Below are 12,095 nucleotides of genomic sequence, written 5' to 3'. Positions count from 1 at the left end.
CGCAATTGCCGATGAGTCGACAAAGTCGGCCCTCCGCATCCGCGATGTTTCCCGTTCAGCTTTCGCACCGTGCCGCACACGGAACACGGAATCCCTGGCACCGGAATCCCGCCAATCGGAATTGTGGCGATTTGCGGCGCACACCATGGGCCTGAACTGCACGAACTGGATGGGAAGTTGGTCGAACTTTGCGTAGCATATGGAACCAGACCACACGGTATCTTCTGGATCACGTCTCACGCATGCTGCCACCCGCAGCACGCACCGCAGGTCGGGGCACCGTGGCATACACATGGGGAGGCACAGTGACGCAGTCAGTGCGACCGAGGAACTCGAACATTCGCAAACGAAACCGTGTGGGCTCGGTAGCCCTGCTCGTCACCGCTTGCGCACTCACGACCGCAACCGGATGCAGCTCCGATAACGAAAACAACCCGAAAGCGGCCCCTTCACCATCCGCTTCCGTGAAGCAGACCCCGAGCAAGCCAGCGGACCCCACCGAGACGGCCAAGGCCGAAGCCATCACCACGTACAAGAAGTACTGGCGGGAGATGGAACGGGTTTACGCAGACAGCCGCGGAAATTCGATCGGACTGAAGCAGTACGCGGCTGGAGCCGCCCTCGCCGGCGCCACAGCGGACGCCACGGCCATGCATGCCAAGGGCAACATCATTACGGGCCGAGTTGCGGTCGTCACGCCCACCGTGACCAAGGTCGACATCGACCGCAAGATTCCCAACGCGACGATCTCCAGCTGCCTGGATGTCACCAAGTGGACGGTCGTCGACACCGCCACCAAGAAGCCGGCCGCCCTGCCCTCGAACCGGCTGACCCGCTATGTAGTGGTCTCGACCGTTGAGCGCTGGCCCGAGGGATGGCGGGTCATCAAGGATGAGCCGCAGGGGCAGAAGTGCTGAGCCGCAGCCTGTCCGCCGCCATGGCCCTGACCGCTCTCACGGTTCCGGGGATGGCCCACGCGCAGGACGGCCCCGGCGGAGGCGCAGACGATTGCGGGCTCTACGTGTGCGTGACGGCCGAAGACCCCGGCACTCCAGGCAGGAGTAGGCCTACCGGCACGCGTAACGAAGCGGGCAGGTCAGCAGGCAGCTCGAACTCCACCCAGAAGACCTGTACGTACAAGCTCGCTGACCCGCAGCCTCCGTCTGGAGGTCTGGACTGGGAAGGGCATGAGCCGGGCGACGGCGCAGTGTACGAGAAGACCTGCATGTACAACGGAGATGACAGCTTCACCATCACAAGCATGGTGTGGGCAGCCGATCCTCCCGCGGCTCAAGTTGATCCCGCCGTCGTGGCCCAGCAGGCCGTGGACAAGATGCTGCTGAAGGGCCCGCAGATCGGCATCACTCCGAAACCGGGTGGTAAGGGAGTGGTCGGGATGCCGGTCTACATGTGGACCGGCAAGGGGCCCGCGACGTACGGGCCCAACCAGGCCTCTGCCACGGCCGGAGCTGTCACCGTCACGGCTACTGCGAAGGTCAGCAAGATCGTGTGGACGATGGGGGACGGTACAGCCGTCACGTGCACGACCGCGGGAACGCCGTACAGGGCGGAGTACGGCAAGAAGTCGTCGCCGGACTGCGGCCACCGCTACACCGCCCCGTCCTCCTCCACTGAGTCCGGGAAGTACCACGTCACCGCGACGTCGACCTGGACGATCGACTGGACCGGCGGCGGCCAGACCGGGCAGCTCACCGAGATCCGTGACAGCACCGTGGACATCACCGTCGCTGAGGTCCAGGTCCTCAACTAACACGTTCTCTTCGCAGAATCCGAGAGGCAACACAGCATGGAGTCCCCCGTCGCACCGCCGGCGCCCCGGCCCGCCCCGGCTCGCCCTGACATCCCCATCACCACCACGGCCCCGGTCAAGCGGGAGCGCCGTTGGTCAGTGGTCGCGCTCTGCATCGTCCTGGCGGCTGTCGCCGGGCTCGGCGCGGCGGCGGCGGTCACGTCGGCCGGCGACCGTGCACGGGTTCTTGCCGTCGCCCGGGATGTCCCGGCCGGGCAGGCGCTGACGGATGACGATCTCACCGTGGCGGAGGTGTCGGCCGATGCGCATCTCGCGCCGGTCCCGGCCTCCGCCCGGGGCAGCATGATCGGAAAGCGTCCCGCCGTGGATCTGCGCAGGGGCGGGCTGCTGACTGCCTCCCAGCTGTCCGCCGGCACCGGACTGGGCGACGACAAGCAGCAGGTGGGTGTACAGGTGAAGCGGGGCCAGGCCCCGGCCGGCGCCCTGGCCCCCGGTGACAAGGTGCTCGCCGTCACCACCCCGGCCCAGGGTGAGCAGCCCGACGCCAAGGGCGCCGAGGCACCTCCGTCGTCGATCAACGCTGTCGTGGTCTCCGTGTCCCGCCCGGACGCCTCGGGCACGATTGTGGTCAACCTCGCCGTCTCCCCCACCGACGGGCCACTGCTGGCGACCAGGGCATCCACGGGGCGTATCGCCCTGGTCCGCGAACCGCGGAGCAACTGACGATGCCCGTAACCGCTCTTGTCTCGGCCAAGTCCTGCGGCGTCACCGCGTCCGCGCTCGCCCTGACCATGGCCTCGGCACGTCCCTCGCTGCTCGCCGAATGCGACCCGGCCGGCGGCACCATCCGTGCCGGGCTCCTGGACGGACGCGCCACCGCGGGGTACGGCCTCTACCACCTGGCCGCCGCCGAGCGCACTGGGCACGATGCGCTCGCGAATGCATTCGCCAATCACCTGTGGCCGCTGGACGAGGCCGGGCACCGCAAGCTGCTGCCCGGTCTGACCGATCCCGCCCAGGCGGCGGCGCTCGGCCGTACGTGGCCGGCTCTGTCGGATGTCCTGCACGTCCTGGCCGCCGAAGCCGGATACGACGTGTTCATCGACGCCGGGCGCCTCGCGCTGGAGTCCGGGCACCTGCATCCCACGCTGACTCCCGCACCGCTGCTGCATCAGGCCGACCTGGTCCTGCTCGTGGTCCGCAGCACCGAGCAGTCCCTCACCCTGGCCCGCCACGTCATCGACCCTCTGCGCACCGAGCTGCAGGAACGCGGCTCGGGCGCCGACGCGCTGGGTCTGCTCCTCATCGAGGGCGGTACCTTCCGGGCCCACCAGGTCAGCGACGCCCTTCACGGGGTGCCGGTGCTGGGGGTCCTGCCCTGGGACCCGGACACCGCCCAGTACCTCACCCTGGGGGGTCGGCCGCCGCGCGGCTACGCCCGCAGTCCCCTGCTCCGCCACGCACGCACCGCGACCGAACAGATCGAGGCGGCCACCTCGCGCCGCCGAATCCAGCAGGAGTACCCGCCCCGTCCGGCGAACCTGCAGCTGGCGGGTGTGCTGCAGCAACTCGCTGTACAGCGTGGAGGAAGCCGTGGCTGACACCCACCAGAGGCCCGGCGCCAACGGGCATCCGGACCCGCTGGGCCGCCAGGAGCTCGCTTCGCTGCTGTCCGGGCATCTCGGTCAGCGCCGCGCCCCTGCACCCGCACAGTCACCGCAACCGCCGGCCGCCGCCCCGGCGGTGAGTCCGGCCGCTGTGCCGCGTCTGGCCGGACTGCCCGGCGAGCTCCCGGTGAGCTGGGACGTGATCGAGGCCCTGCAGAGCGACGTATCAAAGGCTCTGAGCGAGGAAGATCCCGACAAGCACCTGCCCGAGCCCGACCGCCGGGCCCTCGCCCGGTCCCTTGTCACCACCGCGGTCGCGGACTGGTCCACCAAGCACGCCCACGGCAACACCCCGCTGACCGCCGATCAGGAAGGAGCGATCGGCGCCGCGGTCTTCGATTCCATGTACCGCGGCGGCCGGCTGCAGTCCCTCCTGGACGAAGACGGGGTCGAGGACGTGATGGTCGACGGGCTGCGCGCCCATGTCGAGTACCACGACCGGCCGCGTCGCACCGTGGAGAAGGTCGCCGACAGCCACGAAGAGCTGATCACATGGGTCAACCGGATGGCGCGGCTGTCCGGCCACGGGGAACGCGCCCTCACCCAGGCCACGCCCATGGTCGGCTTCCGCATGCCCGACGGCTCCCGTGTGACCGCCTCGCTGCTCACCACCAGGCCCTCCGTCGTCATCCGAAAGCACCGCATCCGCCAGCACGGCATCGCCGAACTCGTCCAGTGGGGGTCGATCAACCCCCTGCTGGAAGCGTTCCTCACCTCCTGCGTCCACGCCAAGATGAACGTCCTGGTCGTCGGCGACATGGGCGCGGGCAAAACGTCGCTGCTGCGGGCGCTGGGCCGGGAGATCCCACCAGCAGAACGCCTGGTCACCCTCGAATCCGACCGTGAGCTCTACCTGGACGAGCCGGGCCCCAAGCCCGGCCCCGTCACCTACGCGTTCGAGGCGCGGCAGTCCAACGGCGAGCGCCACGGCGACAAACTGGCCGGCGAGGTCACCATCGGCGACATGTTCGCCACGGCGCTGCGCTACAACGCGACCCGGGTCATCGTCGGTGAGGTCCGGTCCACGGAGATCGTGCCGATGCTGCAGGCGATGTCCGCGGGCGGGTCGGGATCGATGTGCACCCTTCACGTCCGGCGGCCGCACGCCATCATCAGCCGCCTGGTCCAGCTGTGCACCGAGGCAGGCATGGCGACCGAGGCCGCGCACCACCTCATCGCGTCCTCCATCGACGTCGTCGTCTACCTCACGTACCTGGACGAGACCGCGCTCGGCGGCAAGAAGCACCGGTACGTGTCGCATATCTACGAGATCCACGATGTCGTCGGGGAAGGCGGGCGCCCCACCACGTCCGAGTTGTTCGCCCCGCACGAATCCGAAGTTCGGGCGGTGTACAAGAACATGCCGTCGTTCATCGGCGAGCTGGAGCGCACCGGCAAGTTCGCCAGGCAGTGGCTGACCGAGAACCCGCACGGCTGGTGGGGCCCGCCCCTGCAGACAGTGAGCACCCGATGACCACATCCCAAATGGCCCTGGTAGCGGCCTGCTGCACCGTTCTCGGCCTGCTGGCCGTCCTCGCCGCGGTCCGTGAGTTCCGCGGCCGTTTCCTTGACCCGGTCAAGCCCGCCTCGCGTCTGTCGGACCGGATCGAGCGTGCCCGGTCCGAGCTGCCGGAGAAGTGGCAGCACCGCTGGCGCCACCTCGTCATGGCGGCCGCGATCGTCGCCCTGGTGGTGTGGGCGTGGACGGGGTGGCCTGTTCACGGGCTCCTCGCCGGAGCTGCCGTGCTCGGGTTCCCGTTCATCCTGAACCCGGGCACCGCCGCGGTGCACCGCATCGACCGACTCGAAGCGCTGGGGCAGTGGCTCAACCATCTCGCCGGTGTCCACACCGCCGGAATCAGCCTGCCCCAGACCATCCGGGCCTCGGCGAAGAACGCCCCCGCACCGATCGCCGCGAACGTACGGGCCCTGTCCGAGCGGCTGCGCTCCGGGGTGGAGGCACACACCGCGTTCGCCCTGTTCGCGGACGAGCTCGCCGACGGCGTCTCCGACCACGTCGTCCTGCTCTTCCAGAGCCACGCCGTATACAAGGGGCCCGGCCTCTCCGACGCGCTGGAGAAGCTCGCGGTCACGATCCATCAGCAGGCGGCCGATGCCCGCGACATCGAGGCCGACCGGGCGAAGGTCCGCAAATCCTCGCGCATGGTCTCGGTCGTCATCTCGATCGTCGTCGTCGGGTGCATGCTCAATGAGGGCTGGTCGGGCTGGTACCAGTCACCGCCCGGGCAGATCGTGCTGGCCGTCCTAGGCGTCATGTTCGCCTGGACCTTGTCGTGGCTGCGTCGCATCGCCCGCACCAAACCCGACCCCCGCCTCCTGGCTCCGCTGCCCACCGTTGCGCTGCCGACGGCGCCCGGTATCGCAGCACCGCGGCGGCCGGACACCCTGCCCATCGACGTCCCGACCGGTGGAGGTGCCCGGTGATCCCCGTGCAGGCCGTCCTTCCCGCAGCCGCAGCCGGCGCCCTGATCGGCCTTGCCGTACGGGCAGCCTGGCCGGCCAAGCCCGACCTCTCCTCCGTGCTGGACCGGCTCGACGTCAACAAGACCCAAGCCGCGCTGCCGTCCGCAGCTCCCGCACTCACCAACTCGCTGAGCGAACGCGCCGGGAACAGGCTGCTCGGCGAGCTCGGCGGCCGGATCGCCCTGCCGCTCAGGGACCTGAACCTGCTCCGGATCAGCCCGGCCGAACACCTGGGCAAACGCGTGCTGTTCTCCCTGTACGGACTGCTGCTCCCACAGCTGATGCAAGCGCTCCTCGCGCTGGCCGGGGCAGCGTTCTCCTTCACCATCCCGCTCGTCGTCTCGCTCGCCCTGGCAGCCCTGTTCTGGATCCTGCCGGGCCGGGAGGTCGCCCGGAAGGCAGCAGCCGCCCGCCTCGTGGTCCGGCACGCCGCGGCCTCGTACCTGGAGCGCGTCGCGCTGGCGCGGATCGCGAACTCGGGCGCAGCCCAGTCCCTGACCGAAACCGCAGAAGTCGGCGACGGCTGGATCTTCGTCAGGATGCGGCAGGTCTTCCACCAGGCCGACCTCGCCGGCGTCACCGTGTGGGACGCCCTCAAGCAGCTCGGCGACGAGCTCGACATCCCCGAACTCACCCGCCCCGCCGACACCCTGGCCCTCGCAGGAGACGGAGCAGCCGTCTACGCGACTCTGCAGGCTCAGGCGCGGCAGCTGCGGATCGCGATGCTGTCCGACGCCAAGGCGCAGGCCAACGAGGCCTCAGCCGCCATGGTCCTGCCCGTCACGTTCGGCGTCGTCCTCATGCTCGTCTTCGTCATGATCCCCCTCACTTTCACCATTCTCGTCAGCTGACCCGAAGGACATAGACCGTGAACATCGAAGCGCTCACCCTGCTGCTCAAGGCCCACTGGCACCGGCTGAAGACCGCCCGAGACGAAGGGCAGGGCACCACCGAGGTCGCCGTGATCACCGCCGTCGTCATCGTCGTGGCCGCCGGAGTCGCCCTGGCCATCAAAACCAAGGTGGCCGAGAAGGTCGGCATCATCAGCGGCGGCTGACACAAGACCACGGCAGGCAGTTCAACGGGAAGGGGAGGGCAGGCGTGAGAACCCGGCTACGCAGATACAGGCGGCGGGCATGCGCCCGGCGGCGCGACGACCGCGGGTTCGCAAGCGTCGAATTCGCGGTGCTGGCCCTGGTGGTGCTGGGCCTGGTCTTCACCACCATCCAGGTCGGCCTGTACTTCCACGCCCGCAAGGTGGCCCAGTCCGCCGCACGCCATGGAGTCGAGGCAGGGCGGGCCTTCGGCTCCGGCGAGGGTGACGGCGTTGCCGAGGCGCAGGACTTCCTTGCCCGGTTCGGGGGCAGCGTCCGCGGTGCGAGCGTGTCCTCGGCGGGCAGTACCGCCGAGGAGGTCCGCATCACCGTGCGCGGCAGCGTCGCCACCCTCGTCCCCGGCCTGGAGCTCCACGTCACCCAGTACGCCGACGCTCCCGTCGAACGCTGGACCACCCCGTGACCGCCCGCACGCACCACCGCCGAGCACTGTCTGTTCCGCGTCGTGACCGGGGCAGCTACGCCGTGGAAACTGCGGTTCTCGCCCCGGTGATGATCGCGTTGCTGCTGCTGATGGTGGCGTTCGGCCGGGTGATCGACGCCGAGGGCGCCGTGGACTCCGCCGCCCGTGCCGCTGCCCGCGCCGCCTCCCTGGAACGCGATGCCGGCAGCGCCCAGAACGAGGCACAGGCCGCGGCCTCGCGAAGCCTGGAGGGGGAGGGCATCACGTGCCGGACGTCCAGCGTGACGGTGGACACCGCGGGCTACTCGCTCGATATCGGGGCCGCCGCCAACGTCACGGCGACGATCGCCTGCACCGCGGACCTGTCCGACATCGGTCTGCCCGGCCTGCCTGGCGGCAAGACGCTCCGCGCCTCGTGGACCAGCCCGATCGACACCTACCGGGGGCGTCAATGATCCACGGACTCCACCAGCGGACGACCGCGCGCCACAGCGCATGGAGGCGGCGTGACCGCGGCTCCATGTCGGTGTTCTTCGCCCTGACGACAATCGCCATCCTGATGGTGATGGGCCTGTTGGTCGACGGCGGCGGCGCCCTGAACGCCGGCAACCGAGCCACCTCCCTCGCCCAGGAAGCCGCCCGCACAGCCGGCCAGCAACTCGATCCCGCCCAGGCCATCGAGGGCACCGCCATCACCATCGACCCGGACGCCGCCATCGGCGCAGCCCAGGACTACCTCGCCGCCGCGAACGTCCAAGGCGACGTCAGCATCGGCGACAACGGCCAGACGCTCCACGTCACCGTCCATGACAGCTACACCGCCCACTTCGCCCAGTTCATCGGCATGGCAACGATCAACGTCACCGGCACTGCCACGGCCCATCTGCAGACCCAAGCTGGAGGCTGATCCCCATGGCCCACCGCATCCCCGCCCCGCTGCGCGCCGTCGGTGCCCTGTTGCGGGCGCTGCTCGGCCTGGCCCTCCTGGCGGCCCTGGTCGGCGGCGTGCCGTATCTGCTGCTCAAGGTGGGCCACCAGCCGGCTGAGCTTTCCGGCGGCCTGGACCTGCTGACCCAGCAGGACGACGGATCGCTGTTCCTCGTAGTCCTGACCTGTATCGGCTGGGTGGCGTGGGCGGCGTTCGCGTTCTCCGTCCTGGTGGAGATCGTGGCTGTGCTGCGCCGCCGCTCCGCACCGCGCATCAGAGGGCTGGGCGGGATGCAGTCCCTCGCAGGCGCCCTGGTCGGTGGGATCTTGCTGCTCGCCCCGACCGTCGCCTCCGCCGCCACCCTCACGCCCGCAGTTGCCGCGACCGCGACGCACAACGCCGGGCAGGACGCTGCAGGAGTCTCGGCGAAGCACGAGAGCACCCGCCCGGACGAGGCAGGGCTGCGGCACACCGTCACCTCGGTCACGGAGTCACCGTGGGAGCTCGCGCAGACATATCTCGGCAGCGGGCCCCGGTGGAAGGACATTGCCGCCCTCAACCCCGATATCCCCGAACTCGCAGCCGGCGACCAGTACCTGCCCAAGGGCGCGATCATCACCCTGCCCGCCGACGCACTGCGCCCCGCCGCGACCACCACCGCTCAAGCCTCCTCCGCCGCCGCCAAGTCAGCAGGCCCCACGGCCGGGGCACCGGACAACGCAGACGAACCTCAGACGTCGTACACCGTCCAGCCGGGCGACTACCTGTCTAAGATCGCCGAGGACAAGCTCGGCGACGGAGACCGGTGGCCCGAGCTGTACGACGCGAACGAGGGCACACAGCAGCCGTACGGGCAGGTCTTCGACGATCCCGACCGGATCTATCCGGGCCAGGAACTCGCGCTGCCCGTCAGCGCCCCGCACACCGGAACCGACCCAGCCGTGAAGCACCCCGGCTCCGATGCCGACTCCGCCGAGAAGGCGCCCACCACCGGCGAGCACGAGGAGTCGGCGCCGCCGAAGGCGGACACTCCATCGCCCTCGCGATCGGCCCCGGTATCCGAATCACCGTCAACCGCCGCGCCCTCCCCCAGTCGCACGGCGCCCTCCCCCACCGTGACACCCGCACCCGACACCCGGAGGCCGGCACCCGGCACACCGACCCCGTCGCCCGTCTCCGCCGCAGAGGACCAGCAGACGACGACCGGGATGCGGGCCGGCATGATCGGTCTGGGAGCCACCGGAGTCCTGGCCGCCGGACTCGTGGGCACCCTGGCCACCCGGCGGATCCTGCAGCAGCGCCGCCGACGTCGCGGACGCCGGGTCCCGATGCCCTCCGACCGGACCGCCCTCACAGAAATCGCGCTGCGCAGCGCGGACGCCGGCGTGGAACTGGCGGTGCTGGACCGCGCTCTGCGGACCGCGGCCGCCGCCCTCGCCGAGGAAGGCAGGCCGCTGCCCACGTTGGCTGCGGTGCAGCTCGGCACCGAGGGGGTCCGGCTGCACCTGGGCTCCCCCGTCCCGGCGGTCGCCCCGTTCACCACTGACCCGTCGCAGAGCACGGTGTGGTGGTGCCCGGCGGATTCCGGGGAGCTGCTGCCCCCCGATGAGAGCCGCGAAGTCGACCCGCCCTATCCGGGGCTGCTCGCGCTGGGCGAGGACGACCAGGGCGCGATCGTGCTCGTCGACCTCGAACACATCCGCGCGCTCCACCTCACCGGCGGGCTGCGCACCGAGGTCCTGCGGACCCTCGCGTTGACGTTGGCGCTCTCACCGCTCGCCGAGCAGCTGGACATCGCGGTCGCCGGGGAGGAAACCGCGCCCGGTCTGGCGATGTTGGACAGCGACCGGGTCACCCCGTACCCGGACCTGGCCGGCGCTGTACGGGCGCTTCAGGCTCATCACGCGGAACAGCAGCTGGCCCTGGACGGGCTCGGTGACGGGGCCGGTCTGGCGTCGGCTCATGAGGCGCAGGCCGGAGATCTGTGGCCGCTGGTCGTCGTGGCCGATCTGGATTCATGCCCGGCGCCCGAGGGAACGCAGACAGTTCTGTGGGAGGTGCTGGGTCAGCAGCTGCGGTCAGCGGTGGCCGTGGTCACGAGCAGCACCGCCGTGCCGGAGGACGCAGACAGGGCGTGGTCGGTGGACACCGATCTGTCGCACGTCACCGTTCCGGGTACATCGGTTCGTGTCGCGTTGTCGGTGTGCTCCGATGCCGAGTACGCCGACATCCTGGATGTCGCGCTCACCGCGGATGCACCCGGCGACGTACCCGCCCCCGTACAAGAGCCGGCTGCGGCTGCGGAGACGGTAGAGAGCCACGATTCCCTCTCCGTGCCCCTCCCGGATTCGCAGACAACCCCCGGCATCATTACCGGGGCGGTCCGTAAGCCGGGGCTGATGGCCGCATTCGCCGACCTGGACGACGACCACGACACCGAGGAACAGGCGCCCGATGAGAAGGACGTCGAGCAAGGTCCGGAGCCGCTGCCCACTGCGTCGCAGTCACCCGGAACGCCTGTACTGCCGGCGCTGCCCAGCCCCGCTCCCCGGGTCAGCTCGCGGATTCCGGTGCCCGCCCCCCCTCAAGACGTCACGCCCGCGCTCGATGCGGCCCTCCCGTCCGAGCAGCCCGGCAAGCCCGCCCCTGCCAGTGATCCGGACCGCCCGCTGGTGCAGCTCCTCGGGACCGTCGATCTCCTCGGCGCCCGCGGCTCCATCAAGTCCAACCGGCGGACCCTCGCGCTGGAGATGACGGCCTGGCTGGTGGTCCACCCCGGGGCGAACCACCATCAGCTCGATGAGGTCCTCGCACCCGGCGGACTCGTCACCCGCGATACGCGCAACACCCGCCTCGGAGACGTCCGCCGGTGGCTCGGTACGGACGACCAGGGAAACAAGCATCTTCCTCACGTGAGCTCCCAGCCGGACAAGCTCTACCGGCTCGTCGGCGTGAACTGCGACTGGAGCCGGTTCCAGGAACTCGTCCACGCCAGCCGGACTGTCGACGGCCTGGACAGCAAGGTGCTGCTGCGCCAGGCATTGGAGCTCGTTCACGGCCGGCCCTTCTCCGGAATCCCCTCACGCCGCTACGCGTGGGCAGAGTCGCTCGCCCAGGAAATGGTCTCCGCAATCGTGGACGCCGCCGACGAACTCGCCGAGGGATACCTGGGGGACGGTGACGCACGCAACGCCCTGTGGGCAGCTACCCGAGGCCTGACCGTGGCACGGGAGATGGAGTGCCTGTGGCGCCACAAGTTCCGAGCGCTGTCTCTCCTCGGTGAAGAGGCCGCGCTCGAATCGTCGATCCGGCAGCTCGACGAACTACTCCTGGAACTGGGGTCCTCCATGGACGCGGAGACCGAGCAGGTCCTGCGGGTGCTGTAGGCCGACCGCCAATCATCAGTGCACCCGTTTTCCCGGGCGTGCGATGCCGGCGGCCGCGGCCTCACGCCGTCTTCCTCCGCGATTTGCTGGCTTCGCGCTCCTCGGATGCTTGAGCCAGCCATCCGGGGTGGGCCTTGTTGATGAGGTCGCGCAGGTGTTGGACGTTCATGCCTGCCTCCCGAGCAACGGCGGAGACGTGACCGTATTTGGTCGAGGTCATCGCTGCGGTGATGGCCGCCTCGTACAGCTGAGCCTTGCAGTCGTTGGCAGCCTTCTCTGCCTTGTCGACTCGTTTCCGAAGCTCTGTGAAATCCGGTTCGTTCATGGGGCGAGGATGACAC

13 protein-coding genes are annotated in these 12,095 nt (G+C 69.7%); 12 read left to right on the top strand and 1 reads right to left on the bottom strand.

Translation table 11 applies throughout. The annotated features are described in order from the left end of the window. The first annotated feature begins 464 nt into the window (after positions 1-464). From RLT59_RS38230 to RLT59_RS38175, 12 genes are all read left to right on the top strand, one after another. Positions 465-917 carry a secreted protein/lipoprotein gene (locus RLT59_RS38230; RefSeq protein WP_311308089.1) on the top strand — a complete coding sequence of 151 codons (453 nt, stop codon included), beginning with the start codon at positions 465-467 and terminating at the stop codon, positions 915-917. 344 nt (positions 918-1,261) lie between these two features. Further along, positions 1,262-1,771 (top strand): ATP/GTP-binding protein, encoded by a 510-nt coding sequence (locus tag RLT59_RS38225; protein ID WP_311308088.1) that lies wholly within the window; start codon positions 1,262-1,264, stop codon positions 1,769-1,771. Between the two features lie 36 nt (positions 1,772-1,807). Beyond that, the gene (locus tag RLT59_RS38220) at positions 1,808-2,494 is read left to right on the top strand and encodes an SAF domain-containing protein (protein WP_311308087.1); all 687 of its coding nucleotides are present in this window, start codon (positions 1,808-1,810) and stop codon (positions 2,492-2,494) included. A 2-nt stretch (positions 2,495-2,496) separates the two neighbouring features. Next, a complete protein-coding gene (locus RLT59_RS38215) occupies positions 2,497-3,372 on the top strand; it encodes a MinD/ParA family ATP-binding protein (protein WP_311308086.1) in 876 nt (291 codons plus the stop codon). Continuing rightward, positions 3,365-4,912: a TadA family conjugal transfer-associated ATPase gene (locus tag RLT59_RS38210; RefSeq protein ID WP_311308085.1), complete on the top strand. Its 1,548-nt coding sequence runs from the start codon at positions 3,365-3,367 to the stop codon at positions 4,910-4,912. Before RLT59_RS38215 ends, RLT59_RS38210 begins: the two co-directional genes overlap by 8 nt. Next, positions 4,909-5,883 (top strand): type II secretion system F family protein, encoded by a 975-nt coding sequence (locus tag RLT59_RS38205; RefSeq protein ID WP_311308084.1) that lies wholly within the window; start codon positions 4,909-4,911, stop codon positions 5,881-5,883. The genes RLT59_RS38210 and RLT59_RS38205 overlap by 4 nt, the downstream gene beginning before the upstream one ends. After that, complete coding sequence (locus tag RLT59_RS38200) at positions 5,880-6,773, top strand: type II secretion system F family protein (RefSeq protein ID WP_311308083.1); 894 nt, start codon at positions 5,880-5,882, stop codon at positions 6,771-6,773. The genes RLT59_RS38205 and RLT59_RS38200 overlap by 4 nt, the downstream gene beginning before the upstream one ends. Positions 6,774-6,790: 17 nt before the next feature. Further along, on the top strand, positions 6,791-6,979 hold the full coding sequence (locus RLT59_RS38195; protein WP_311308082.1) for a hypothetical protein: 189 nt from the start codon (positions 6,791-6,793) through the stop codon (positions 6,977-6,979). A gap of 44 nt (positions 6,980-7,023) precedes the next feature. Beyond that, positions 7,024-7,440, top strand: coding sequence for a TadE/TadG family type IV pilus assembly protein (locus RLT59_RS38190; protein WP_311308081.1), 417 nt, complete (start codon positions 7,024-7,026; stop codon positions 7,438-7,440). After that, on the top strand, positions 7,437-7,895 hold the full coding sequence (locus RLT59_RS38185) for a TadE/TadG family type IV pilus assembly protein (RefSeq protein WP_311308080.1): 459 nt from the start codon (positions 7,437-7,439) through the stop codon (positions 7,893-7,895). Before RLT59_RS38190 ends, RLT59_RS38185 begins: the two co-directional genes overlap by 4 nt. A 65-nt stretch (positions 7,896-7,960) precedes the next feature. Continuing rightward, positions 7,961-8,347 (top strand): pilus assembly protein TadG-related protein, encoded by a 387-nt coding sequence (locus tag RLT59_RS38180; protein ID WP_311308079.1) that lies wholly within the window; start codon positions 7,961-7,963, stop codon positions 8,345-8,347. A gap of 5 nt (positions 8,348-8,352) precedes the next feature. Then, positions 8,353-11,754 (top strand): LysM peptidoglycan-binding domain-containing protein, encoded by a 3,402-nt coding sequence (locus RLT59_RS38175; RefSeq protein WP_311308078.1) that lies wholly within the window; start codon positions 8,353-8,355, stop codon positions 11,752-11,754. A gap of 61 nt (positions 11,755-11,815) precedes the next feature. Here RLT59_RS38175 and RLT59_RS38170 read toward each other — a convergent pair whose 3' ends face one another. Then, complete coding sequence (locus tag RLT59_RS38170) at positions 11,816-12,079, bottom strand: hypothetical protein (RefSeq protein WP_311308077.1); 264 nt, start codon at positions 12,077-12,079, stop codon at positions 11,816-11,818. Positions 12,080-12,095: the final 16 nt, after the last annotated feature.

The organism is Streptomyces sp. ITFR-6 (assembly GCF_031844725.1).
Taxonomy (GTDB): Bacteria; Actinomycetota; Actinomycetes; order Streptomycetales; family Streptomycetaceae; genus Streptomyces.
The sequence above is the reverse complement of the archived record's forward strand: the minus strand, read 5'-3'. Positions and strand labels throughout refer to the sequence as shown.